This window comes from Amycolatopsis samaneae (assembly GCF_039541975.1).
Taxonomy (GTDB): domain Bacteria; phylum Actinomycetota; class Actinomycetes; order Mycobacteriales; family Pseudonocardiaceae; genus Amycolatopsis; species Amycolatopsis samaneae.
The window spans coordinates 626,894-649,891 of record NZ_BAABHG010000002.1 but is presented as its reverse complement, the minus strand read 5'-3'; the positions used below and the strand labels follow the sequence as shown (position 1 = coordinate 649,891).

Here is a 22,998-nt window from a genome sequence, read left to right as displayed (position 1 = left end):
CGGGTGGATTACGGACCGTGACCATTTCCGGATCCTGCTAGTGGCACTCGACCATCCGGGTGGATTGGCCCCCGGAAACCCCAGGTCAACGAATTCGTAGCAGCTGAGGTATGGCGGAGAACACCGCTCCGGCCCTACGGTCCTCACATTGCGTGATCGGCCGGTTCCCCGCTCCCCGGGATTCCGCGCCGGGCACGCGGATTGTCGGTCGTTGGTGCAGTTCTACGTGGTGCCGCACAGCGTGCGGGGTGGCGAGCGTCGGGGCTCGCCCAGTCGGGGACCAATGAGGAGGCAGGGATGACCGGAGATCCCGGAGTGGACGCGTTGATCCAGCAGTGGGCCGCCGAGCGCGAGCAGAGCGCCGAGGAACGTGAGGTCCACCGGATCGCGTCCGCGTGGCTCGCCGAAGCCCCGCGGCCCGCGGCGCCGGGGATTCCCGGCCAGCGCGAGCGGTCCGGACCGGCCCGCTGGGCGCCGGTCGAGGCCGCGGACCCCGGCTACCTCGACGCGATGCGCCGCAGGCTGCCGGAGGTCCCCGAGGAACTGCTCGTCGCCGCCGCGAGCTGGTGGCAGATGGTCGGCGGGGTCGCCGAGGCCGAGCAGTGGTGGGACGCCGGGATCAGCCCGCTCGACCAGCGCGCGCTCGACTACCGGGCGGCCGGTCTCGCGCCGTCCGACCTCGCCCGCAGGCTGGGCCCGATGACGGTGCTCCAGCACCTGCGCCGGGGCAGCGCGCCCGCCTGGTGCGTGGCCCGCCTGGCCCGTCAGCAGAAGACCGCCTGAAGACCGTTCCCCGTTTCACCGGGTGAACCCGGCGTGCCGAAATGCTCGGGACGGCCCGCGTAACGCTAACCTGCGCGGGCTCGTTAACTGTGCTGATAGCCAAGCCGACCGAGACCGTCACGCCTGGAGGACCGGAGTTCCGTGCGCATCACCGGAGAAACCGAGGACGCCGAAGTCACCTCCCCGGACGCCCCGGCACCGGTGCGGCCGAAACGGGGCGCCGCCGTGCTGGGCAGGCTCGCGGTGGTGGTGGCGGTGGCCGCGGTCGCGGCCGGTGGGGTGTGGCTGGTCACCAAGGCGTCCGCGCCGGTGGCGAGCCCGACCACCACGGACATCCCGGCCCTGCAGGTCAAGGCCGCGGACGTGCAACCGGGCTCGGTGGTGCCGGTCAGCGCCGTCGTCGCGGGCGGCGAGCAGCCGACCGCGCCGCAGCGGGCCGAACAGCCGAAGCCCGCGGACAAGAACCCGCTCGCCACCTGGGCGAACCAGGTGGCCGGGGCGACCGGGATCCCGGCGCGGGCACTGCGTGCCTACGGCAACGCCGAGCTGGCGCTGCGCGCGAACCAGCCCGCCTGCAAGATCTCGTGGGCCACGCTCGCCGGCATCGGCCGGATCGAGTCCAACCACGGCCAGTACGGCGGGGCGGTGCTCCAGGAGAACGGGCTGCCGTCGAAGCCGATCGTCGGCGTCCCGCTCGACGGGTCGCCCGGCGTCGAGGCGATCAACGAGGGTGACAGCCCCGCGCACGCGATGGGCCCGATGCAGTTCATCCCCAGCACCTGGCGGAAGTGGGCTTCGGACGGCAACGGCGACGGGATGGGCGATCCGCAGCAGATCGACGACGCCGCGCTCTCCGCGGCCCGCTACCTGTGCGCGGGCGGCCGGGACATGGCGAGCCCGTCGGGCTGGTGGGCCGGGATCCTGTCCTACAACAACTCGACCGAGTACGCGCAGAAGGTCTTCGGGCTCGCCGACGGGTACGCGAAGGCGGCGCAGGCGGTCAAGGGCAGGGCCTGAGGCCGGACCGAGCCGCCGGCTCTCAGGTTCCCAGTGCTAGCGTCGAGGCCGTGCCAGCACGTTCAGCCCCGGCGGGATCCAGCATCGGGCGCCGTCTCCTGATCGTCGGCGTCTGCCTGGTGAGCTTGGCCGGTGCCTGCGGTCTCGCCTGGTGGCAGTGGGACCGCTTCACCTCGGCGAACGGGACGTTCCAGAACCTCGGCTACGTCCTGCAGTGGCCGCTGTTCGGGCTGTTCCCGGCGTTCATGTTCTGGCGGATCCGCCAGCTGCGGCAGCGTGCCGCGGAGGAGAAGCCCGCGGCCGAGCGGGCCCCCGAACCCGCGCCGCGCGTGGAGGTCCCGGCCCCGCGCCGTGCCGCGCCCGCGGTGGCCGAGGAGGACGACGAGCTGGCCGCCTACAACCGATACCTGCGCGAGCTGCACGCTCGTGACCAGGAGACCAGCAGGCCAGAGTGAGGACGACCCGCATGAGCGATGCTTGCGAGCGAATCATGGACATCATGCGCCGAAAGGGATTGGACACTGTCTCGCGGAGCGAGGCGATCGCATGAGTACCAGCACCGACGCCGCCCGGCCCGGCGCGCCTTCGCTGACCGGCCCGCTGACCCGGTTCCGGGTTTCCGCCTATGTCACCGGCGTCGGCCTGCTCGGGCTGTGCTTCGTGATGGTCCTGCGGTACGCCTTCGACACCCCGGGGCCGTCCGCGGTCTACTCGCCGATCCACGGCGTGCTGTACATGATCTACCTGGTGCTCACGATCGACCTGGCGATCAAGGCCCGGTTCTCCATCAAGGGCACCGTGCTGGTGTTGCTCGCAGGCTGCGTCCCGTTCGTTTCGTTCCTGGTCGAGCGCCGCGTCACCCATCGCGTCCAGGCGGGCCAGAAGCTCTGACGGTCGTGCGCCCCAATGTGGCGTTCGGTGCGTCCAACGCACCGAACGCCACATTCGCTGCGTCCAACGCACCCAATGCCACATTGGGGCGCTTGGCCCCGGATCAGGCGGTCGTGTGGTGGCGGCGGAAGGTGAGCGCCACCAGGAAGCTCAGCCCGGCCAGCAGGCTCGCGCCGAGGAACGCCGCGGTCATCCCGTCCACCATGAGCTGCGGCCCGCGCACTCCGGAGCCTGCCGCCGAGCGGGTGACCGAGCCGGACACCGTCATCAGGATGCTCAGTCCCAGCGCCGCGCCGACCTGCTGCATGGTCTGCAGCACGCCGCCCGCGGCGCCCGCGTCCTCGGTCGGCACGCTGGCCATGACGAGCACGTTCATCGGGGAGAACGCCAGCCCGACGCCGACGCCCATGAGGATCATCGGCCCGAACAGCGTTTCGAAGTAGCCGCTGCTCGGGGTGAGCTGGGTGAGCCAGCCCGCGCCGGCGATCATCAGCACGGTGCCGGTGACGGCGAGGGGCTTCGGCCCGAAACGGGGCAGCAGGCGGGGAATCGACCGGCTCAGCGCGAACACCATCGCGGCCATCGGCAGGAACGCGAACCCGGTCTGCAACGCGGCGAAGTGCTGGATGTCCTGCAGGAACTGGGTGAGGAAGAAGAACATCGACATCATCGCCATCGGGCCGAGGAAGAAGTTCGCGTAGGCCGCGGCCCGGTTGCGTTCGGCGAACAGCCGCAACGGGATCAGCGGCTGGCTGCCGCGGGCCTGCAGTACCAGGAACCCGGCCAGCAGCACCGCGCCCGTGCCCAGCGAGGCCAGGGTGACCGGGTCGCCCCAGCCGGCGGAACCGCCGCGGGTGAAGGCGAACACGAGCCCGCTGACCCCGAGCGTCCCGGCGATCGCGCCGGGCAGGTCGAGGTGCGCCCGCCGTCGCGGCGGGTCGGGCACGAACCGCGGTGCGAGCAGGACGATCGCCAGCCCGAACGGCACGTTGATGAACAGCGCCGAGCGCCAGGAGATCCACTCGGTGAGCAGACCGCCGAGGAGCAGGCCGATGGCGAAACCGCCGCTGGCCATGGCGGAGAACAACGACAGCGCGCGCATCCTGGCCTTGGCCTCGGTGAAGGTCGTGGTGATCAGCGCGAGGGTGCTCGGGCCCGCCATCGCGGCGCCGATGCCCTGCGCGACGCGGGCCGCGATGAGCAGCTCCGCCGAACCGGCCAGCCCGCCCGCGAGCGAGGCGAGGGTGAACACGGCGGTGCCGACGACGAACATGCGGCGCCTGCCGAACAGGTCGCCCGCGCGGCCGCCGAGCAGCAGCAGCCCGCCGAAGACCAGGCTGTAGGAGGTCATCACCCAGGACACCCCGGTGGGGCTGAAGCCCAGGTCCGCCTGGATCCGGGGGATGGCCACGTTCATGACCGTCGCGTCGAGGATGAGCATGAGCTGGCAGATCAGGATGATCGCCAGTGCGAGCCCGCTGCGCACCGGCGCGCGGGCGGGCCGCCCGGCCGCGGGCTCGGTGGTGAGGGTGTGCTCGGTCAAGGAATACTCCCCAGTGCGAGAACGAGAGGTAACCGGAGAACTTCTCCGCTTGGTGTGCGGAGTGATAATATGGAGAAGCTCTCCGGTTAAGCAAGTGAATTCGGAGAATCTCTCCGGTTCGTCGACGAGGAGGTGCCGGATGACCGCCGACGCGGCCCGTCCGATGCGCGCGGACGCGCGGCGGAACTACGAGCGCATCATCGCGACGGCGAGGGAGGCCTTCACCGAGGAGGGCACCGACGTCCCGCTGGACGACATCGCGAAGCGGGCGTGCGTGGGCGCGGGCACGCTGTACCGGCACTTCCCGACCAGGGAGAAGCTGTTCGAGGCGGTCTACCGCGACGAGGTCGAGACGCTGGCGCAGCACGCGTTCGACCTGCTCGCCGAGCTACCGCCGGGCGAGGCGCTCGAGGCGTGGATGCGGAACCAGGTGCGCTACTACGCCGAGCGACGGGGACTGACCGTCGCGCTCAAGGCCGCGCTCGACCACGAGTCGGAGACGTTCGCGCTCTGCCGCACCCGCACCCAGACGGCTTCGGGAGCGCTGGTGTCGGCCGCGCAGGAGGCCGGGCTGATCCGGGCGGACGTCACGGGCACCGACGTGCTCCGGCTGTGTCACGGGGTCGGCTCGGTCAGCCAGTACGCCGCACCGGAGGACGTCGAGCGCATGCTCGGTGTCGTGCTCGACGGCCTCCGGGTGGAGCGGGGTTAGGAGCCGATCCCGGTCAGGGACCGGACCTCCATCTCGGCGTGCTTGGCGGGGTCGGCCTTCGAACGGCCGAGCAGGGTGCCGACGAAGCCGCAGAGGAACGAGAACGGGATCGACACCAGGCCGGGGTTCTTCAGCGGGAACCAGTGGAAGTCCACGCCCTTGATGATCGAATCCGTGTCGCCGGACACCACGGGGGAGAAGAACACCAGCACCAGGCACGCGGCGAGCCCGCCGTAGATGCCCCACAGCGTGCCCGTGGTGTTGAAGCGCTTCCAGAACAGCGAGTACAGCAGCGTCGACAGGTTCGCCGAGGCGGCGACGGCGAAGGCGAGCGCGACCAGGAACGCGATGTTCTGGCCGTTGGCGAGCACACCGCCGACGATCGCCAGCACGCCGACCACGACCGCGGTGAGCCGGGCGACGCGGACCTCGTCGGCGGGTTCCGCCTTGCCGTGCTTGAAGATGTTGGCGTAGACGTCGTGGGCGAAGGAGGCGGACGCGGTGATCGTCAGCCCGGCGACCACGGCGAGGATCGTCGCGAACGCGACCGCCGAGATGACGCCGAGCAGCAGTGTCCCGCCGACGTGCAGCGCGAGCAGGGGAGCGGCGGAGTTCTCGCCGCCGGGCGCGGCCTTGATCTCGTCCGTGCCGACCAGGGCGGCCGCGCCGAAGCCGATCACCAGCGTGCACAGGTAGAACACGAACATGCAGGCGGTCGCCCAGACCACCGAGCGGCGGGCCTCCCGCGAGTTCGGCACGGTGTAGAAGCGCATCAGCACGTGCGGCAGCGCGGCGGCGCCGAGCACCAGCGCGAGCGCCAGCGAGACGAAGTCGAGCTTGGTGGTGCCGTCCTTGCCGTAGGAACCGCCCGGTTCGAGCAGCTTGTCCCCGAGCGGGCTCTTCTCCGCGGCGGCCGAGAGCAGGTTGGAGAAGCTGAACCCGAACTTGCCGAACAGGAACACGGTGATCAGCGCGCCGGCCAGCAGCAGGATGGTCGCCTTGATGATCTGCACCCACGTGGTGCCCTTCATCCCGCCGACCAGCACGTACAGCACCATGACCAGGCCGACGACGCCGATCACCAGCGCCTGGCCCAGTTTGCCGTGGATGTTCAGCAGCAGCGCCACCAGGCCACCGGCGCCCGCCATCTGCGCGAGCATGTAGAAGAACGAGATGACCAGCGTCGAGGTCGCGGCCGCGGCGCGGACCGGGCGCTGTTTCATCCGGAAGCTGAGCACGTCGCCCATGGTGAAGCGGCCGGTGTTGCGCAGCAGTTCGGCGATCAGCAGGAGGTCGACCAGCCAGGCGACGAGGAAGCCGATGGAGTAGAGGAAGCCGTCGTAGCCGTGGATCGCGATCGCGCCGGCGATACCGAGGAACGAGGCCGCGGACAGGAAGTCGCCGGACAGCGCGATCCCGTTCTGCCGCCCGGTGAACGTGCTCCCGGCCGCGTAGTAGTCCGACGTCGAGGAGTTGCGCGTGCTCGCGCGGTACACCACGAACAGCGTGATCGCGACGAACAGCGCGAACACCAGGGTGTTGAGGACCGGGTTGTTGTCGGGGAGTCCCGCGGCGAGGGTGTGCGTCATCGGGGCCCCACCTCCGCGCGCTCGCGGATGTCGGCGACCATCGGGTCGAGCCGTCGCCGGGCGAAACGCAGGTACAGCCAGGTGATCAGCGCGGTGCTGACGAACTGGCCGATGCCCAGCACCATGCCGACGTTGACCTGGCCGAACACCTTGGCGCTCATGAAGTCGTGCGCGTACGCCGCGAGCAGGACGTAGGTGAGATACCAGACGAAGAAGGCCACGCTCAGCGGGAAGACGAACCAGCGGAACCGCCTGCGCAGGGAGCCGAACTCCTGGCTGTGCTGGATCCGGTCGTAGTCCGGCCTCCCCGGCCCGGCGGGCCGCGCCGAGCGGGTGCGGGCCCGGTCGGGGTTTTCGGAACTGGGCAGCTCGCCCGCGAACAGGACCGGAATCCGGCCGGTCTCCTCGAGGGCGCTGCTCGTCGCGTCGGGACGCGCGACGTTGTGCATGGGTGCCTCCGGCAACTTGCGTCCGCCGCGGGGCTGGCTCGCTCGCCGAGTGGGTCCACTCGCCCGGCCGGACTTCGAAGCTCGCATGGTAGCCATGGCCCCGGTGACCGGGAATAGGCACCTGGGGTTCGCGACGGGACACGATGGGTATTCGATTTCCCGTACGGAAAATAACGGTAAACGCCGTTGACCGCACGATCACGGTCAGATCACTCGGAATAGTGAGTGCAGTTGTCACGTCGTGTCGCGGGCAGTTCCGCGTGGTGCGGCGAACGGAGTAGTGGCTGGTGGGACCCGTGCCCTCCGGTGACCGTTGGTAGCCGGTTCACCCTCCCGGGCCCGCGTGGCCGGTCCCGGGAGTGATGCTCCGGTGAAGATCCCCAGGCCCAGCGGAAGATCCAGTGGGAAATCACCGGGTCGGGTGGCGTTGGGGCGCAAGGCCACAACATTGGGCACATCTCATCCCTTGACCCACCCGATGGGGGTACGCTCAGTACGCCCTATGAGGGAGCTGACTACCCTTTGTGGGCTAAGTGGGTGACGTCCGGCCGTCGCAACCCGACGCGTCCGGTAACCGGAATTACCCGTTTGTCCCCCGGCGGAGCGGAATGATCGCGCGAGTCACCGGGTGGTGAACGCATTTTCCCTGGTCAGCACCCCGATGTTGAGTGGAATTGACCAGGTCCTCATTGGTGTACGATTCTTTGGCCCAGCTGACCGCAGCGATCGATAGGCACCGAAAAGTTGATCTCCACGACCGTGCAGTACGCAAGTTGCGCAGTGCACGTGCAGCGAGCCGGGCGGCGGCCCGGGAGGGAGAGCCGCGTCGTGTGCCACCGGTGCCTACAGTGCTCGGCACGGGATGATCGCGCGGCACTCCGCAAGGCCGGGGACCGCGCCGCAAGCACCGGGCGCCGTCGCCGCGGCTCCACGACGCCGGACAGGGAGTCACTTACGTGACCGTTGCAGGAGAAGGCCAAGTGCCTGTTGGCAAGCTGCTCGGCCGCCCGCCACAGCGCTCGCGCTGGGCGGCGGCCTGGCAGGCGCTGGTGCGCTGGCGGGACTGGAGCCTGCCGGTCAAGCTGTCGGCCGTCACCGTGGTGCCCATCCTCATCGCGCTGGTCCTCGGCGTCACCACGATCGCGAGCCAGGTCGGGCGGTCGAGCGGCTACCAGCGGATCGACCGGCTGGTCGCGCTGGGCTCCGGGGTCCGCGCGCTGGCCACCGGGCTGGAGCACGAGCGCACCGTCACCGCGGCGACGCTGACCGCGGGCACCGTGGGCGGTACCCCCGAACTGGCCGCCGCCCGCGCGGAGGTCGACGGCGCGGTCGGCCCGTACATCGCCGCGGCGGGGCGGGCCGCGGAGACCGCGCCCGGTGTCGGCGGGCTGGTGAAGGCGGCCGCGGGCGCACTCGACCGGCTCGGCGCGGTACGCCAGCAGGTGGGTGCCGGGCAGCTGGAGCCGATGCGGGCCATCGCCGAGTACTCCACGATGACCGGCGCGCTGATGGACCTGGACACCGCGCTGGCGGCCGGGTCCACCGACGACGCGCTGGGCGGGACCCCGAACGCGCTGCACGAGCTCACCGTCGCCGGCGACCAGCTCTCGACCAGCCAGGCGCTGGTCGCGTTCGGGATCGCCAGGGCCGGTCTCCCGCCGAGCGCGCTCGAGCAGCTCAACGCGGCCGAGCTGCGGCTGGCCGACCGGCTCGCCGCGTTCCGCGCCTCGGCCACCGACGCCCAGCGGGCGGACTTCGACCGGACGGTGCAGGCGGGCACCGCCCAGTCCCGGGACCGGCTGGCCAAGTCCGCGCGCGGGGTCAGCGGGGTGCCCGCCGACCAGGCGCTGCGGCGGCTGTCCGCCGCGGAATGGAACGACAGCTCCTCGGCGATGCTCGGACAGCTCGGCGCGGTCGCGAAGCGGATGGGCGATCAGGTCGGCAGCGCGTCGGCCGGGCTGGTCGAGGACTCCAGCAGTGGCGCCGGACTGCTCGCGGTGCTGCTGTTCGGCGCGCTCGTGCTCGCCGTCGCGGTCGTCTTCCTCATCACCCGTCAGCTGCTGCGCTCGCTGAAGGTGCTGCGCACCAGCGCGCTCGACGTCGCGGAGACACAGCTGCCCGAAGCCGTCCGCAACATCCAGGAGGGCCGGGCGCAGAGCACCGAGGTGCGGCCGGTCCCGGTCGCCGTGGACGACGAGATCGGCGAGGTGGCCCGCGCCTTCGACAAGGTGCACCACCAGGCGCTGCGGCTGGCCACCGAGCAGGCCGCGATGCGCACCGGCTACGGCAGCGTGTTCGTCAACCTGTCGCGCCGCAGCCAGAGCCTGGTGCAGCGGCAGCTGCAGCTCATCGAACAGCTCGAACGGGACGAGGAGGACGCCGACCAGCTCGCCACGCTGTTCCAGCTGGACCACCTCGCCACCCGCATGCGGCGCAACAACGAGAACCTGATGGTGCTTTCCGGCGCCGAACCGGGCCGCCGGTCGGGCAGGCCGGTCGGCACCAAGGACATGCTGCGCGCCGCGGTCTCGGAGATCGAGCAGTACCAGCGCGTGGTCGTGCAGCCGCCGCCCCCGGCGACGATCGTGGGCTACGCGGCCAGCGACCTGATGCGGCTGGTGGCCGAGCTGCTGGACAACGCGACCGCGTTCTCCGCCCCGGCCACGCAGGTGACCGTGGCGAGCAGGCTCGGCGAGGACGGTTCGCTCCACATCGACATCCTCGACAAGGGCATCGGCATGAACGCCGCCGAGGTCGCCGAGGCGAACACCCGGCTCACCGAGGCCGCGTCGGTGGACCTGGCGACCTCGCGCCGGATGGGCCTGTTCGTGGTCGGGCGGCTGGCCAGCAGGCACCGGATCGGGGTCTCGCTGCACGGCGGCAAGGACATCGTCGGCGTGCGAGCGACCGTGGTCGTCCCCGCCGAACTGGTCACCGCTCTCGACGCGAGCACGGTGACCGGGCCGATCACCCGCCAGCCCGCGCAGAATCCGGGCGGGCTGCCGCAGCGGTTCCCCGCGGTCAACGGCACCACCGTGCACCTGCCGACGCAGGCGGGGGAGAACCGCTGGCCCTCGGCGAACGACCTCGCCGGGCACACGACCAACGGGCACGCGCCGGGCGAGGCGGCACGGCCGCCCTCGGATCTGGAGATCTCCGGTACCGACCTGTTCAGCCCGATCTCCGGCGACGACCTCACCGCGCCCCCGCCCGCGCCGCCCGTCGCGCCCCCGCCACGGCGGCCGGAGCCCGAGCCGGAACCCGCGCCGGAGCCGAAGGCCGCGGACGAGCCCGCGGAGCTGCCTTCGGGGAAGGACCTGTTCTCCGCCAACAACGGGACCGCGCTGTCCGACTGGTGGCAGCAGGCCGCCACCGCGGCGCCGCCGGCGCCGGACACCGCGAAGACGAGCAAGGCGACGAAGTCTTCCGAGACGACGCCGATCTTCGACGAGATGCTCTCCGCGTGGTTCCGCGAGCCGGCCAAGCCCGCCGCGGACGGCGAGCAGAGTGCTGCCGCGCCCACCGCCGACGCGGCGGCGAAGTCCGAAAAGGACAGTGAGAAGGACGCCCGGAAGGACACGGGGAAACCCCAGGGCGACAAGGACAAGAGCGCCGAGGCGGAGCTTTCGGAGCAGGAACGGCGCAGCTGGGACTTCGCGAGCGACGAGAACTGGCGGACCGTGCAGGCGGTGACGCAGGCGCAGGCCACGCCGCCGTCGTTCACCCAGGCCGGCCTGCCGCGCCGCCGTCGTGGCGAGCGGCTGCTGCCCGGCAGCGCCGTCCCGGAGCCGCCCGCCCCCGCCGCCGACGCCAAACCGGATCTGCCGGTGCGCGATCCGGCCGACGTCCGGGGCAGGCTCAGCAGCTTCCAGCAGGGCGTGCACCGCGGCCGCCTGGAGGTCCGGCAGGCCGCTCCGGAGGCACCCGCCGCGACACCGGAAACGCCTGCCACGCCAGGGCAGCGGCCGGATCCGGCCGCCGGGCCACAGCAGTCTCAGCAGCCGCAGCAGGCCGCGTCGGGCGCCGACTCCGCGGGCAGGCCCGCCACCGCGCCGTCGGTGCCGCCGTCGCGGCGTCGCCCTGCCACGCCGCCGCCCGCCGCCCCGGCCGGTGACCCCGCCGCCGCCCCACCGGCCGCGGAGCAGCCGGAACCAGGTGGGGAGCAGCCGGAACCGGCCGCGCAGCCGCCCGTCGAGGCACCCGCCGCCGAGGCGGCCCCGCCGCGGGCCGAACCGCCGCGGACCGACGTCCCGGCCACCGCAGTGGCCGACGGGACCGCGGAGGCCGCCTGGTCGTTCGGATCGGACGAGGGCTGGCGAAGCGCGCAATCGGTGTCCCGGTCGACGCCGTCGGCGTTCACTTCGGCAGGATTGCCCCGGCGGCGTCGCGGGGAGCAACTGCTTCCGGGTAGCGTCGCACCACTCGCCGGTGGGTCCAACCCCCGACCGCAACGCGACGCACACGACGTGCGCGGTCGCCTGAGCAGCTTCCAGCAGGGCATCCAGCGCGGACGGCATCACACCGCACGGGCGGCCGAAAGCAATCACGAAACACTGGAGGGTGAATGACCTCGCCGAGTACCGGGCAGCCGCAGCAGAACCAGTTCGGCTGGCTCGTCAACGACTTCGCCGAGCGGGTACCGGGCGTGGCACACGCCGTCGTCGTGTCGGCGGACGGCCTGCTGCTGACCGCCTCCAACCGGCTCCCGCTCGACCGTGCCGACCAGCTCGCCGCGGTGGCGTCGGGCCTGGTCAGCCTCACCCAGGGCGCCGCGCGGTGCTTCGAGGCGGGCGCGGTCAACGAGACCGTGGTCGAGATGGAGCTCGGCATCATGATCCTGATGTCGATCAGCGACGGCTCCTGCCTGGCCATCCTCGCGGCGCCGAACTGCGACATCGGCCAGGTGGCCTACGAGATGACGATGCTGGTCGACCGGGTCGGCCAGATCCTCACCCCGGAACTTCGCGCACAACTCCAGGGCGCGGGCGGGTCGCTGATCGGCGAACCGGTGGGATGATACCGCGATGAGCACGGGGTCCGGATTCGGCGAAGAGCCGGCAGCGCGCGGCGCTCCCGGTGACGGGGACGACGGCACGTTCGCCGACGTCCTCAACGGCTTCACCCTGGACTCGGGCCGTGCCCGGCGGAAACGCAAGAAGAACAAGGAGTCCCCGCACCCCCCGGCCGCCGGAGCACACGCGGCCGCGGATGAGAGCGATATCAGGCAGCCGCCTGCCGAGCAAGGAGACCGCGTGACCTCACTAGTCTCTCCCCCGAGCGGTACCGACTCCGACGGGCCGAGACGGCGTGGCCCGTTCGACCCGGGGCCGCCCAGCGGCGAGTTCGTCCTGCCACCGGTACTGGACCAGCCGCCCCCGCCGAACCCGGCGGAGGAGACGGCGATCGTGCGGCCGTACGCTCTCACCGGTGGCCGGACGCGGGCGAACTATGCTCTGGAGCTGGAGACGCTGATCTCCACCAAGGACTACGCCGCGTCGGGGGGCTTCCCCGAGGTGGCCGCGGATCAGATCGAAAGCATCTCGATCATGGAAGTGTGCCGGACCCCGCGCTCGGTCGCCGAGATCGTGGCGGCCCTGCGCGTACCACTGGGTGTGGCCAGGGTGCTGATCAGTGACGCGGCGGACGCGGGGCTGGTCACGGTGCACAAGACGATAACCGGGAATGACGGCGCCGAGGCACATCTGGTGTTGATGGAAAGGGTTTTGAGTGGACTCCGTCGGCTATAAGGCACCGCGGGAGACCGCGCCTCCCACTATGACCTCGGCGAAGATCGTGGTGGCCGGCGGCTTCGGTGCGGGCAAGACGACGTTCGTCGGTTCGGTGTCGGAGATCGTGCCGCTCACGACCGAGGCGATGATGACCGACGCGAGCCGGGGCATCGACAACCTCGACAAGACGCCGAACAAGGCGACGACCACCGTGGCGATGGACTTCGGCCGGGTGTCGCTGGACGCGGACCTGATCCTCTACCTGTTCGGCACGCCGGGGCAGCAGCGGTTCTGGTTCATGTGGGACGACCTGGTCCGCGGCGCGATCGGCGCGGTGGTGCTCGCCGACACGCGACGGCTGGCGGACTCGTTCGCCCCGATCGACTTCTTCGAGGACCGCGGGCTGCCCTACATCGTCGGGGTCAACACGTTCGACGGGATCCTCGAGCACGACATCAACGACGTGCGCGAGGCGTTGTCGATCGACCCGAACATCCCGATCGTGCGGTGCGACGCGCGGGACCGCGAGTCGACGAAGCAGACGTTGATCACGCTCGTCGAGTACGCGATGCGGCAGTGGATCGCGTTGCGGGCGGCCAACGCTCGCTGATCCGGTTCCTGCCGTCGGCAGGAACCGGACCGTCCGGCGCGGCCGCGTCGTGACCCGTCCACCGTCGTGTGCGTGGCGCGGCCGGGCTAGGGGTTGAGCAGCAGGCTCGCGGCTCGGGCGATGACCTGCTCGCGGGTGCGGCCGTTGTGGTCGGCGGCGAGGAAATGGCTGCCGATGGCGGCGCAGAAGGCGAGCAGGCTGCGAGCCTCGACCTCTTCGGGGTCGGGGCAGAAGGAGCCGATGGCCTCGCGGAGAAGTGCCATGCGCCGGTTGTCCACACGTCGCAGGCGCGCCGCGACCGCGTCGTCGCGTCGTGCCCAGTCCCGGACGGCCAGGTCGATCGGCAGCAACCGATCGCCGGAGAAGGTGAGCGGACCGGCCAGCCGGGCCTTCTCGCGCGCGTTCTCGCTCTCACGCTCGACCTGAGCGAGGACATCGTCGACGGCTTCACGTTCCCAGGTGTCCAGCATCGTCTCCAGCAGCGCGGCCCGGTCGGGGAAACAGCCGTAAAAACCGCCCTTGGTGACCCCGAGTGCCTTGGCGAGAGCCTCGACCCGCACGGCGTCCACACCGCCCGAGGCGAGCGCTCGCAAGCCTTCCTCGACCCACGCCTCGCGCGTGGTGCGTTTCGCGCCCACGGTGTCTCCTTCCGCTTCCGCGCCCACTATACGCAACCGTATAACTGGGCTAGTCTTGTTATACGGTTGCGTATAACAGTGCTGGGAGGCTCCGGCCGAGCGGCGGCACGAGGAGGAGAGGTCACCATGACGATTGGATTCGTGGGCGTTCACTACCCGCGTCCCGAGTATTTCGAGGAGTTCGTCGCCCGGGTGGGTCAGGTCGCCGAGATCCTGCGGTCGCGACCGGGATGTCTCGCGGCCCGCTCGTGGGTCACGGCGGACGGCGCGGCCGTCTCCACCGTGGAGTTCGAGTCGCAGGGCGCGCTCGACGCGGCGTTCGCCGACAGCCGCGAGCAACTCGCCCCGCTGGTCGTTTTCGATGAGCGGGAACACCGGCCGCGCCAGGTCTTCACCCTTGAATCCAGGTAAGGGCTGCCGCACAGGAGAGCGGCCGATCGTGCGGAGCGGCTCCGGCCGGCCGGTAGGAACGGATCGTCCGGTGCAGCTGTGCGCACAGCTCACGGAGATAGCGCTCACGGAACCCTTCGCCGACGGCGAAGGGTTCCAGCTCCGCCGCGAGCCACTCCAGCACGGCCGCCTTCGTGGTGCGGGGCAGGTACCTGTTGTTCACGAGGCGCAGAATGCGGTACACGAGGTCGGAACTGTCCGGCTCTGGAGTCATGTCGTCAGCCAACCGCGCGCGAGCCGGTGCGTGAACTGTCCACAATGGTGTGTGCGGTGCGGCCGGGGTGCTCAGAGTTTCACGGTGGTGCGGGCGTGATCCACGAGCCCGGCGGCCGCCGGGTTGCCGAGCGTTCCGGTGGCCTCACGACAGAAGTCGCCGAGAATGTCGCGGACCTTGCCGGAGCTGAGCCGTGAAGCGATATCAGTGGCTTCGTGCGCGGTCGCGAGGGCGTGGTCGGCGTCGCCGGTCCGCAACTGCGCCGTGGCCAGCCGGATGCGCCGGTGCGCGCGGTCCCGCACGCAGGACGGCGGGAGGTTGTCCACCGCGGTTCGCAGATGGGGGACGGCTTTCGTCGGATCGCCTAGGTGGAGGAAGGCCGCGCCCGCATCGCCGGACAGTTGTGCTTTCGTGCCCCAGTAGACGATCCACGGCGGGTCGTTCTCCGGTCGTGACTGCTCCAAATACGTGAACGTTTCGTCGGCCTGCGCGGCGGTTTCGCGTGCGTCGCCGCTGCGGGCGTAGGCGCCGGCCGATACGCCGGCGATGACCGCTCGCTGGGTGGCGCCGAGCGAAGTGCCCGCGATGTGCTTGGCGGAGTTGTAGAGCGTGATGCTTTCTCGTAGATTGCCGACTGCTGCGGCCTGGACACCCATGACCGTCAACACGTGCGCGCCGAGTGCCCTGTCCTGCGCTTGTTCGGCGGCGCGAAGGGCCACCAGCCAGTGCCGCTGAGCGGCACCCTGTGCACCGGCGTCGTGGCAGCACCACCCGGCCAGCCGGGCCAGTTCCGCCGCGACCGCGTAGAGACGGTTGCCCAGCCCCTCCGGATAGCTGGTGTTCGACAGCAGCTGGGTCACGAGCCGGAGATCGCTGGTGAGCGCGTCGTGCAGGGCGCCGCCGCCGAGCTGGTCGTCCATGCCGCGGCGGAGTTCGGCCAGCCGTTCGAGGTCGGTGACGACCTGTTCGTCGAGACCGTGCCTGCCGCGCGCCACGGCCGCCAGCCGGGGAGTGTCGGCAACGATCGCCTGGAGCGCCACCGCGGTGAGCGCCGAACCGGTGAGTGCGAGGAAACCACGTCGGTGCACGCCCGATGACACCTCCTCAAGGCCGAGGATCGTCCCTTCAGGGAACCACAGATCAGCCAGCCCGTCAGCAGCCGGGACAGGGCCTTTCCATTGTGGTGCGTGCGGGCGGGGTGCTCAGAGTTTCACGGTGGTGCGGGCGTGATCCACGAGCGCGGCGGCCGCCGGGTTGCCGAGCGTTCCGGTGGCCTCACGACAGAAGTCGCCGAGCAGGTGCCGCATCCGGTCCGACGAGAGCCGGGCGGTGATGTCGATCGCTTCGTGGGCGGTGGCAAGGGATTGGTCGGCGTCGCCACTGCGTAGCTGCGCGGAAGCGAGCGTGGACATCCACAACACGCGGTCCCGGGAGTTGCCGGGCTGAAGGCTTTCCGTCGCTGTTCGCAGATAAGGCAGAGCTTGCGAGTTCTCACCGAGATGGAGTAACGCCGAGCCCGCGTTTCCGGACAGCTCGGCCTTGTCCGCCCAGTAGATCCAGGCCGGATCGTTCGTCGGCCGCGACTGGTCGAGCCAAGTGAACGCCTCGTCGATGCTCCTCACGGTGGACGCGGAATCCGCTGCTTTGGCGTGTGCGCACGCCGCCAGGCTCGCGATGGCCGCCCGCTGGGTGGCCCCGATCCCCGTGCCGCCCGCGTGCTGAGCCGAGGCGAGCACGGTGACGGCTTCTCGCGCATTGCAGATCCCCAGGGCCTGGACGCCCATGAAGGTCAAGATGTTCGCGCCGAGCGGCCTGTCGCGCGCCTGGTGGGCCGCGCGGAGCGCGACCATCCAGAATCGCTGGGCCGTGCCTTCGTGCCCGTTGTCATGGCATGCGTAACCCGCGAGCCGTGCCAATTCGGCTGCCACCCCGTACAGTCGGCGTCCCATCGCCTCGGGATAGCTGCTGTTCGCGAGAAGCCGGGTGACGAGCCGGAGATCAGCCGTGACCGATTCATACAGCGCACCGCCACCGAGTTGGTCGTCCATGCGGCGGCGGAGGTCGGCAAGCCGTTCCAGATCCGTGACGATGTGCTCGTCAATTCTGCGACCACCTTCGAGGGCTGCGCTTAGCCGTGGGATATCCGCCACGATGGCCTGGAGCGCCACCGCGGTCAGCGCCGAACCAGTCAGCGCAAGGAAATCTCGCCGGTGCACGCCCGATGACACCTCCTCAAGGCCGAGGATCGTCCCTTCAGGGAACCACAGATCAGCCAGCCCGTCATCAGCCCGGACCAGGCCGCCCGGCTTGGGTTTCCAGCCGAGATCGGCCGGGGTGAGGGCGCGGCCGAGCTGATCGGCGAGGACGTCGCAGGCCAGGTGTGGGAGGGGATCGTGCGGACAGCGGCCGTCGCGGATCCAGGAGTATGGCGTCTTCTCGTGGACGGTGACCCGGAAGCCGAGTTTGCGTGCTCGTGCGGCGATGCGTTTGGCGAACGCTTCCGGGCGCCAGCCCGCCTCGGTCAGGAGTGCCCGCAGCCGGTCGTTGCCCATGAACACAACGTTACGGCTCGTGTACTTGACGTTCCAGTAGGTACACCAACTGCACCGCCGTCACTCGCGAGAGCGGATCGGCGGGACGGCGCCGATGACGCGCCGGACAGCCTCTTCGGCGACGTCCGGTGGCGTCTCGGGCATGTGGTTGCTGAAGATCTCCAAAGGTCGGCCATCCTGGCTCCAGATGTCCGGATGCCGGCCGAAGCTCAGAAAGGTGATCCCGTCGGGGTGATGCGTCAGTTCGACGGGCAGGCCCGGAAAGCGGACCACCACCGCCGTGTGCGGCGGGACCGTGTATTCGTTCGCCCACGGTTCGAAGCACAGCCACAGGGATCGTCGCTCGGCGCGGATGGTCAACTCGGTGGTCATGCCGCTGATTCTGTGATCTCCAGTGGACTCGAAGTCAATCTTCGGACGGAAAAGCACCGGAGCGACATGAGCGTGGCGCTGTTCAGGAAATGGACCGGGTGCGCGTCTCCCCGTCGACCGCACCCGGTTCGGCGGGGAGGCTGGTGTTCGGTAACGCCGATGGGCGGTCGTGGTATTTCGGATGCGTCGTGCTCGGATCCGTGGCAGGTTCGCTTCCGTGCCGGACAAGGATCAAGCGGTGACCTCGAACAGGCCGAAGCCGGAGGTCCGTATCGTGCATCTGACCGGCCCCGTGCTCGATTCGCTCGCGCGCGGCGATCTGGCCGGAGCGACCGCGACCAGCCCGGTACCGCTGACGGCCTACCTGACCGGATCGGACCGGCGAAGGTTGTGGCAGAGGCGCAGCAGGCAGGTCGCGGCGGATCCCGGCAGCGCCTCCTGGGTCACCGGCATCATCTGGGATCAGCACCAGCTCCTGGCCGTCGGAACGGCCGGCTATCACGGGCCTCCCGACACATCGGGGATGGTGGAGATTGGCTACGCCGTCGACCCGTCATACCGGCGACGCGGTTACGCGCGGGCGGCGCTGGAGTCGTTGCTGGCGCGGGCCGTCAAGGAGCCGCAGGTGCGTACCGTGCGAGTCACGATCAGTCCCGGCAACTCCGCCTCTTACCGGTTGGCGGCGCAGTACGGCTTCGTCAAGGTCGGCGAAGACTGGGACGACGAGGACGGATTAGGGATCATCTACGAGATCCCGGCGGATCGTCTGTAGCCGGGACTCTGTCCGGCGCTCACGCGGCGGGTCGGGGTCCTGGTCGCACCAGACGATCACGCGCGGGTGACGCAGTTCTGGCCGAGCGTGGCCGTCCGTGGACCCGGCTCGATGATCTTCGTGCCCGGTGCGGGAACGTAGCAATGCTCGGTCATGGTGCGCACCCGGCGCTTCTGTCACATCGACGCTATTCCACCCACCACCAGCCCTCACCCAGGTCGAGGGTGGGATGGACGGCGCAGCCCTGGCCGTCCAGATAGTCGTACGGGTCGACCGGATGGTTAGGGGAGTACTTCTCCGGATTACCGGCGAAGTGGGCGAATCCTGCGGCACAGTCGGGAATTCCGGTCCAGGCGGTGAGGAACCACACCGGCTGGTCATGTCCGTTGTCGATCCGCGAAGCGCCCGCGGCCAGGCGCGAGTCCCGCTGGCCGTCGCTGATCGTCCGCGTCACGGCGGCGAACTCGGATCGATGCGTCGCGTACCAGGTGGTGGCATAGAAATGAGTCCAGTTGGTACCGGCGATCAGCACGGCCACCGCGACGGTGGTGACCGCGCAGGCGGCCAGACCGGGCCAGCGTAGCCGTCGCCACGTCAGCAGGGCGGCAACCGCGGTGGCCGCCGCGCCGATCAGCCAGGCACCCCCGGTGATGACGATGAGGGGCAGCGGGATCGCCCGGCTGATGGTCATGGCGAAGTAGTTCACGGCGGCCACGATGAGCCAACCGAGGAGGAAGACGGCCACGGCCGGTAACAGGTGTGGTCGTCGGGATTCCGTCGTTCGCGGCATGCTCGATGGACGTGTGGTCAGCTGATCGGTTGTACCGCGACTTACTCCCGACCGGCCTTTGCTCGCCCGGCGAGATCCCGGTCATGAACCCGACGCGGGCTCCTGACGCGACAGTTTGTCCAGATCGCGTTCGCAGAACCCGTGGTGAGCCCATTCCTCGTCGAGCACGGTACCGAGGCATTGCCGCACCGTCCGCCCCTTGGCGTACGGGGGCCACCGGTCGTCGTCGGGTACCGGCGCGGTCTGCGTGAGCTGGTCGGGCGTGACCTCGGCCAGCCACGTCTCGATCCCCGAAGCCTGGCGGTCGCGCACGGCGAGTACCTCGTCGAGGCTCGGTCGGGCGGACGGTTCGAGCTCGTTCTCCCGGTCCATGACGAGCGGTGGGCCCAGTCCCATGGCCGTGAACGGCTCGGTGAGCCCGAGTACGCAGCGCCGGAACCACGAGTCGTGCACGAAGACGAGGTGCCGCAGCGTTTCGACCATCGACCACTCGCCGTCGACGCTGTGGTGCTCGCTGTTCTCGGGCATGGACCGGACACGCTTGGTGGTCGTCGCCCAGCCTTCTCGCAGTTGCCGCCAGGCCTGTCGCAGGTCGGCCGGCTCATCGGAGCGGATCAGTAGCCGCACCGGGTGGCGGCGGTCGAGCTCCGCCTCGACATACGGCATGACCTCGACCCCGTTGACGACGAGATGGGTGACCAGGCCGTCGATCTCGGCGTTCCGCATGACCACGCCGACCAGCCGGGCTCCGCTCAGGTCGCACTCGCGGAACTCCGCGCCGGTGAGGTCCTCGTCCTCGAAGCGTCGCATGCGGACAGACTAGGCGGTATCGCACCCGCACCGCACGGCCCGATTTTCGGCGGCTGGCCGGAACCGTTCAGCCCGCCGCGTCCACGGCCCGGCCGGGGAGTTCGCGGACGAAGCGCTCCTGCCGGGTCGAGGTTTCGTGATAACCACGAGCCCGGTAGAAGTGCTGTGCGGCGTCCCGGGTGCGGGTCGTGGTGAGCTCCAGCCGCACGCAGCCCCACTCACGCGCGAGGTCCTCCGTGGCGGTCAGCAAGCTGCTCGCCACGCCGGTGCGCAACCGCCGCCGGGCGACCACCAGCCCCTGGAGGTGGGCGTTGCGTTTCGCGTCGGCCAGGCGGGGACTCGCCACGACCGCGGCCATCCCGACGACCTCACCTCGGTCGTCGGCGACGAGGACGGCGCCGTGCGGGAGATCCTGCCACTGCCGCAGGATCTCGGCGACACCCTCGCGGCCGTGGGGATGTCCCCAGTGCTCGAAGAGGGGAACCAGGGCGTCCACATCGGCTGGGGCGGCGGGCCGGATCCTCACCATGACAGCTTAGGATTTCTGCCGTGTCGACGGTGGACTGGACGCGGATTCCCGGGCCGGAGCGGTATCGGCCCGAGCGGGCCGCCGCGGCGGAGCGTGCCCTGGCGGACGCCGCGACCGAGTACCGGGCGGGTCGGGCCGTGGCGGACCTGCGGCACGAGGTGAGCAACGACCACGCGGGCAGTCTGTATCCCGCCGCCGTCCCGGCCACTAGCGTGTTCGTCCAGGTGATCCTGGAACGGCCCGGCGAGCCGCGCTACTGGGCACTCACGACGTTGCTGGACTGGTGGGGACTCTTCCGGCCGGAACCGGGGTTCCCCGGGTACCCCGATCCGGAGGCCGGGCCTGTCGAAATCACCGAGGGGATCGTCCTCCGGGTTCGCGAGAAGGCGCCCGAGCTGGCGCGGCTTGCCGGCGACCCCAGGACGGATCGCCGTAAGGACATCGCCGAACTGCTGCGCTGTGTTCATCGCGGCTGGGTCGTCGAGGACTGCTGACACCGCCGGGAAGTACGTTTTCCGTCGCGCTGTCTCGACCCGCTTCCGAGGACGCGCTAGGGTACCGGTGTCGGCGCCGCACCGGATCTGCCCGGTGCCCGAGTTCGATCGCGGTGTTTCCTTCTGCCCGCATCGACGCGCTTCCCGCGAAGACAAAGCGGCGCGCACTTCGACGTCCCCAGCCGTTTCCGTTCCGGCCGCGTCGTGCCGGTCCGCGAACCCGGCGTCGAACCATGGCCAGGTCGCCGACAGACCGATCACGAAGAACGGAGTGAAAACCCATGGGTACCACCAGGATCACCGACGGCGGCGAACGAGCGCTCCTCGAGAACACGCTCGACCGCAACCGCGAAGCCCTGATCGAGACCGCGCGCGGTCTCTCCGAAGCCGACGCCCGCCGCCGGCTCGTCGTTTCGCTGACGACGCCGATTTCCGTGCTCAAGCACGCCGCGGCGGCCGAACGGATCTGGTTCCAGCGATTCTGGGCGGGTCTGGACGAATCCGAATGCGACGGATACGCGAAACGGGACGTGGGCACCTTCACCGTCACCGACGAGGAGACCCTGGCCGACGTGATCGCCGAGTTCGAGCGCGCGAGCCGTCGGTCGCGGGAGATCGCCGCCCGCTTCGCTCTCGACGACACCAGGGAAATCCCCGGCGAAGGAACGATCAGCCTGCGCTTCACCCTGCTCGCCATGATCGAGGAGTTCGCCCGGCACGCGGGACACGGCGACATCCTGCGAGAGCAGATCGGCGCGTCCCCACGGTGAAAGCCACGCGGGCCGTCGCGCTCACCGGAGCGCGGTGAGCCGCCCGGCCCGCGTGGTCACCTCGTCGGCCAGTGGAAGCGGACCTCCGGGTAGTCCTCGTCCGGGCCGTTCAACAGTGGCTGTGGCTCACCCCGCAGGTGCAGGTCGAGGAACGCGGCCACGTAGTCACGCACGATCCGCGTCGCGCGCGCACTGGGCAGTGGCTGCGGTACGCGGCCGAGTTGCTCGGACAGCAGTGCGACGTCACTGAAGGATTCGTGGCCCATTCCCGTCACGGTCAGCCACCGCTTCCACCCGGTGAGCTCGCGCCAGTTCGGATCCCAGCCGATGGCGCCGCCCGGGACGCTGTTCTGCTCGCCCAGCAACAGCACCGGCCGGTTCAGCGGGCTGGGGATCGGCGGCGACAGCCTGCCGTCCATGCTCACCGCGGCGCGGATCCGCCGGTCGGTGACCAGGCCGCCGAGGACGGCGGACCCGCCGGCGGAGTGCCCGACGGCGGCGATCCGGTGCCGGTCGATCCACCGGCCTCCCCACCAGGATCGGGGCAGTGCGTCGAGTACGAACGACAAGTCGGCCGCGCGGTTGGCGGTCATCCGTGCGAAGAACTCGTCCTGTCCGGCCGGTGGGATCCCGTCACGTACCCGGCAGGCCGCGCAGTCGGTGATCCGGCCGCCGGGGAACTCGGTCGCGGTCGATTCGTAGGTGTGGTCGACCGTCACGGCCAGATAGCCTCGGCTGGCCAGGTCCGTGGCGAGCCCGGACAGCGAAGCGCGGGGCAGCGACCAGCCGGGCGAGAGCAGCACCAGCGGAAGCCGGTGCCCGGGTGTCCACAATGGAGCGTCGGCCGAGGCGTGGGTCCGTACCCCGGCCACCAGATCGGGCGGCAGGCCGGGATCGAACTGCCTGGTCAGCAGTTCCGACTCCTGGGCCGTGACGTAGGCGGCGGGGCGGTCCGACGGCCGTCGAGCCGGGTACCACACCGAGACCATCAGTTCCCGGCGGCGATCCGGCAGCCATGGATCGGCCCTGGCCTGGTCGGTCAGGTGCAGCTCCGTCCGCGCCACCGGATGTCCGCCGGTGGGCGCGGTCAAGGCCAGTTCGGGCGTCCCCGGAGCCGCCGAAGCCGGAGCGGCGGCGACACCGGCCAGCGCCACGGTCGCGGCCAGAACAGTCAGCACTTTTCGCACAGCGTCCCCCTGATTCCCCTGCCCGGCCGGGTATCCGCACCGACCGCGTCACGACGAGTCTCGGCCGGGTACCGGGATCGGACATCAGGGCAATTCC

At 70.3% G+C, this 22,998-nt stretch carries 24 protein-coding genes and 1 pseudogene; 13 read left to right on the top strand and 12 right to left on the bottom strand.

All coding sequences use genetic code 11. From position 1 onward, the window contains the following. The first annotated feature begins 297 nt into the window (after window positions 1-297). From ABD987_RS06260 to ABD987_RS06245, 4 genes are all read left to right on the top strand, one after another. Window positions 298-783, top strand: a complete 486-nt coding sequence (locus tag ABD987_RS06260; protein WP_345387899.1) for a helix-turn-helix transcriptional regulator — start codon at window positions 298-300, stop codon at window positions 781-783. Window positions 784-924: 141 nt separating this feature from the next. Next, the gene (locus tag ABD987_RS06255; RefSeq protein ID WP_378214053.1) at window positions 925-1,800 is read left to right on the top strand and encodes a lytic transglycosylase domain-containing protein; all 876 of its coding nucleotides are present in this window, start codon (window positions 925-927) and stop codon (window positions 1,798-1,800) included. 50 nt (window positions 1,801-1,850) lie between these two features. Further along, window positions 1,851-2,255, top strand: coding sequence for a hypothetical protein (locus tag ABD987_RS06250; protein WP_345387897.1), 405 nt, complete (start codon window positions 1,851-1,853; stop codon window positions 2,253-2,255). 91 nt (window positions 2,256-2,346) lie between these two features. After that, complete coding sequence (locus ABD987_RS06245) at window positions 2,347-2,691, top strand: DUF3817 domain-containing protein (protein WP_345387895.1); 345 nt, start codon at window positions 2,347-2,349, stop codon at window positions 2,689-2,691. Between the two features lie 103 nt (window positions 2,692-2,794). Here ABD987_RS06245 and ABD987_RS06240 read toward each other — a convergent pair whose 3' ends face one another. Next, window positions 2,795-4,234, bottom strand: coding sequence for an MFS transporter (locus ABD987_RS06240; protein ID WP_345387893.1), 1,440 nt, complete (start codon window positions 4,232-4,234; stop codon window positions 2,795-2,797). Window positions 4,235-4,373: 139 nt separating this feature from the next. Here ABD987_RS06240 and ABD987_RS06235 point away from each other — a divergent pair, with 139 nt between their 5' ends. After that, window positions 4,374-4,946: a TetR/AcrR family transcriptional regulator gene (locus ABD987_RS06235; RefSeq protein ID WP_345387891.1), complete on the top strand. Its 573-nt coding sequence runs from the start codon at window positions 4,374-4,376 to the stop codon at window positions 4,944-4,946. Here the strand turns inward: ABD987_RS06235 and ABD987_RS06230 are convergent. Together ABD987_RS06230 and ABD987_RS06225 are read right to left on the bottom strand one after the other, a co-directional pair. Continuing rightward, entirely contained in the window at window positions 4,943-6,535 is a 1,593-nt protein-coding gene (locus tag ABD987_RS06230) for a solute symporter family protein (RefSeq protein WP_345387889.1), read from the bottom strand. The two genes, ABD987_RS06235 and ABD987_RS06230, sit on opposite strands and share 4 nt — an antisense overlap. Beyond that, entirely contained in the window at window positions 6,532-6,984 is a 453-nt protein-coding gene (locus ABD987_RS06225; RefSeq protein WP_345387887.1) for a DUF485 domain-containing protein, read from the bottom strand. The genes ABD987_RS06230 and ABD987_RS06225 overlap by 4 nt, the downstream gene beginning before the upstream one ends. 980 nt (window positions 6,985-7,964) lie before the next feature. Here ABD987_RS06225 and ABD987_RS06220 point away from each other — a divergent pair. The 4 genes from ABD987_RS06220 to ABD987_RS06205 are packed head-to-tail and all read left to right on the top strand — an operon-like array spanning window position 7,965 to window position 13,323. Further along, a complete protein-coding gene (locus ABD987_RS06220; RefSeq protein WP_345387885.1) occupies window positions 7,965-11,552 on the top strand; it encodes a sensor histidine kinase in 3,588 nt (1,195 codons plus the stop codon). Beyond that, window positions 11,549-12,001, top strand: coding sequence for a roadblock/LC7 domain-containing protein (locus ABD987_RS06215; protein WP_345387883.1), 453 nt, complete (start codon window positions 11,549-11,551; stop codon window positions 11,999-12,001). The genes ABD987_RS06220 and ABD987_RS06215 overlap by 4 nt, the downstream gene beginning before the upstream one ends. 7 nt (window positions 12,002-12,008) lie before the next feature. Continuing rightward, on the top strand, window positions 12,009-12,731 hold the full coding sequence (locus ABD987_RS06210) for a DUF742 domain-containing protein (protein WP_345387881.1): 723 nt from the start codon (window positions 12,009-12,011) through the stop codon (window positions 12,729-12,731). Next, on the top strand, window positions 12,712-13,323 hold the full coding sequence (locus ABD987_RS06205) for a GTP-binding protein (RefSeq protein WP_345387879.1): 612 nt from the start codon (window positions 12,712-12,714) through the stop codon (window positions 13,321-13,323). Before ABD987_RS06210 ends, ABD987_RS06205 begins: the two co-directional genes overlap by 20 nt. A gap of 86 nt (window positions 13,324-13,409) precedes the next feature. Here the strand turns inward: ABD987_RS06205 and ABD987_RS06200 are convergent, their stop codons facing one another. Next, window positions 13,410-13,961 (bottom strand): TetR/AcrR family transcriptional regulator, encoded by a 552-nt coding sequence (locus ABD987_RS06200; protein ID WP_345387877.1) that lies wholly within the window; start codon window positions 13,959-13,961, stop codon window positions 13,410-13,412. A 126-nt stretch (window positions 13,962-14,087) separates the two neighbouring features. On the opposite strand from ABD987_RS06200, the gene ABD987_RS06195 reads away from it, so the two are divergent. Beyond that, complete coding sequence (locus ABD987_RS06195) at window positions 14,088-14,372, top strand: antibiotic biosynthesis monooxygenase (protein WP_345387875.1); 285 nt, start codon at window positions 14,088-14,090, stop codon at window positions 14,370-14,372. On the opposite strand, the gene ABD987_RS06190 is transcribed toward ABD987_RS06195, so the two are convergent. The 4 genes and pseudogenes from ABD987_RS06190 to ABD987_RS06175 all read right to left on the bottom strand — a co-directional run bounded on the left by ABD987_RS06190 (window position 14,353) and on the right by ABD987_RS06175 (window position 17,549). Next, complete coding sequence (locus ABD987_RS06190; RefSeq protein WP_345387873.1) at window positions 14,353-14,625, bottom strand: hypothetical protein; 273 nt, start codon at window positions 14,623-14,625, stop codon at window positions 14,353-14,355. The two genes, ABD987_RS06195 and ABD987_RS06190, sit on opposite strands and share 20 nt — an antisense overlap. A 71-nt stretch (window positions 14,626-14,696) precedes the next feature. Continuing rightward, window positions 14,697-15,806, bottom strand: a pseudogene (locus ABD987_RS06185) (NsdA family TPR-like regulatory protein); the annotation flags it as partial. A gap of 21 nt (window positions 15,807-15,827) precedes the next feature. Further along, window positions 15,828-17,177, bottom strand: a complete 1,350-nt coding sequence (locus ABD987_RS06180; protein WP_345387869.1) for an NsdA family TPR-like regulatory protein — start codon at window positions 17,175-17,177, stop codon at window positions 15,828-15,830. 60 nt (window positions 17,178-17,237) lie between these two features. Then, the gene (locus ABD987_RS06175; protein WP_345387867.1) at window positions 17,238-17,549 is read right to left on the bottom strand and encodes a hypothetical protein; all 312 of its coding nucleotides are present in this window, start codon (window positions 17,547-17,549) and stop codon (window positions 17,238-17,240) included. Between the two features lie 217 nt (window positions 17,550-17,766). Between ABD987_RS06175 and ABD987_RS06170 the strand changes: the two genes are divergently transcribed. After that, the gene (locus ABD987_RS06170; RefSeq protein WP_345387865.1) at window positions 17,767-18,321 is read left to right on the top strand and encodes a GNAT family N-acetyltransferase; all 555 of its coding nucleotides are present in this window, start codon (window positions 17,767-17,769) and stop codon (window positions 18,319-18,321) included. 187 nt (window positions 18,322-18,508) lie between these two features. On the opposite strand, the gene ABD987_RS06165 is transcribed toward ABD987_RS06170, so the two are convergent. The 3 genes from ABD987_RS06165 to ABD987_RS06155 form a co-directional block, all read right to left on the bottom strand. Beyond that, window positions 18,509-19,027 (bottom strand): hypothetical protein, encoded by a 519-nt coding sequence (locus ABD987_RS06165; RefSeq protein ID WP_345387863.1) that lies wholly within the window; start codon window positions 19,025-19,027, stop codon window positions 18,509-18,511. Window positions 19,028-19,192: 165 nt separating this feature from the next. Further along, entirely contained in the window at window positions 19,193-19,921 is a 729-nt protein-coding gene (locus ABD987_RS06160; protein ID WP_345387860.1) for a DinB family protein, read from the bottom strand. A gap of 67 nt (window positions 19,922-19,988) precedes the next feature. Beyond that, a complete protein-coding gene (locus tag ABD987_RS06155; protein WP_345387858.1) occupies window positions 19,989-20,450 on the bottom strand; it encodes a GNAT family N-acetyltransferase in 462 nt (153 codons plus the stop codon). Between the two features lie 20 nt (window positions 20,451-20,470). Between ABD987_RS06155 and ABD987_RS06150 the strand changes: the two genes are divergently transcribed. Further along, window positions 20,471-20,944: a hypothetical protein gene (locus ABD987_RS06150; RefSeq protein WP_345387855.1), complete on the top strand. Its 474-nt coding sequence runs from the start codon at window positions 20,471-20,473 to the stop codon at window positions 20,942-20,944. A gap of 281 nt (window positions 20,945-21,225) precedes the next feature. Continuing rightward, window positions 21,226-21,714, top strand: coding sequence for a DinB family protein (locus ABD987_RS06145; protein WP_345387853.1), 489 nt, complete (start codon window positions 21,226-21,228; stop codon window positions 21,712-21,714). 56 nt (window positions 21,715-21,770) lie between these two features. On the opposite strand, the gene ABD987_RS06140 is transcribed toward ABD987_RS06145, so the two are convergent. Continuing rightward, window positions 21,771-22,892, bottom strand: coding sequence for an alpha/beta hydrolase family protein (locus ABD987_RS06140; protein WP_345387851.1), 1,122 nt, complete (start codon window positions 22,890-22,892; stop codon window positions 21,771-21,773). Between the last annotated feature and the right edge of the window lie 106 nt (window positions 22,893-22,998).

What these genes read in the sequence shown, in the direction of transcription:
- ABD987_RS06260 (WP_345387899.1), top strand. Translation starts at nt 298, where the DNA reads ATGACCGGAGATCCCGGAGTGGACGCGTTGATCCAGCAGTGGGCCGCC.
- ABD987_RS06245 (WP_345387895.1), top strand. Translation starts at nt 2,347, where the DNA reads ATGAGTACCAGCACCGACGCCGCCCGGCCCGGCGCGCCTTCGCTGACC.
- ABD987_RS06235 (WP_345387891.1), top strand. Translation starts at nt 4,374, where the DNA reads ATGACCGCCGACGCGGCCCGTCCGATGCGCGCGGACGCGCGGCGGAAC.
- ABD987_RS06230 (WP_345387889.1), bottom strand. Translation starts at nt 6,535, where the DNA reads ATGACGCACACCCTCGCCGCGGGACTCCCCGACAACAACCCGGTCCTC.
- ABD987_RS06225 (WP_345387887.1), bottom strand. Translation starts at nt 6,984, where the DNA reads ATGCACAACGTCGCGCGTCCCGACGCGACGAGCAGCGCCCTCGAGGAG.
- ABD987_RS06215 (WP_345387883.1), top strand. Translation starts at nt 11,549, where the DNA reads ATGACCTCGCCGAGTACCGGGCAGCCGCAGCAGAACCAGTTCGGCTGG.
- ABD987_RS06210 (WP_345387881.1), top strand. Translation starts at nt 12,009, where the DNA reads ATGAGCACGGGGTCCGGATTCGGCGAAGAGCCGGCAGCGCGCGGCGCT.
- ABD987_RS06195 (WP_345387875.1), top strand. Translation starts at nt 14,088, where the DNA reads ATGACGATTGGATTCGTGGGCGTTCACTACCCGCGTCCCGAGTATTTC.
- ABD987_RS06190 (WP_345387873.1), bottom strand. Translation starts at nt 14,625, where the DNA reads ATGACTCCAGAGCCGGACAGTTCCGACCTCGTGTACCGCATTCTGCGC.
- ABD987_RS06180 (WP_345387869.1), bottom strand. Translation starts at nt 17,177, where the DNA reads ATGGGCAACGACCGGCTGCGGGCACTCCTGACCGAGGCGGGCTGGCGC.
- ABD987_RS06175 (WP_345387867.1), bottom strand. Translation starts at nt 17,549, where the DNA reads ATGACCACCGAGTTGACCATCCGCGCCGAGCGACGATCCCTGTGGCTG.
- ABD987_RS06160 (WP_345387860.1), bottom strand. Translation starts at nt 19,921, where the DNA reads ATGCGACGCTTCGAGGACGAGGACCTCACCGGCGCGGAGTTCCGCGAG.
- ABD987_RS06155 (WP_345387858.1), bottom strand. Translation starts at nt 20,450, where the DNA reads ATGGTGAGGATCCGGCCCGCCGCCCCAGCCGATGTGGACGCCCTGGTT.
- ABD987_RS06145 (WP_345387853.1), top strand. Translation starts at nt 21,226, where the DNA reads ATGGGTACCACCAGGATCACCGACGGCGGCGAACGAGCGCTCCTCGAG.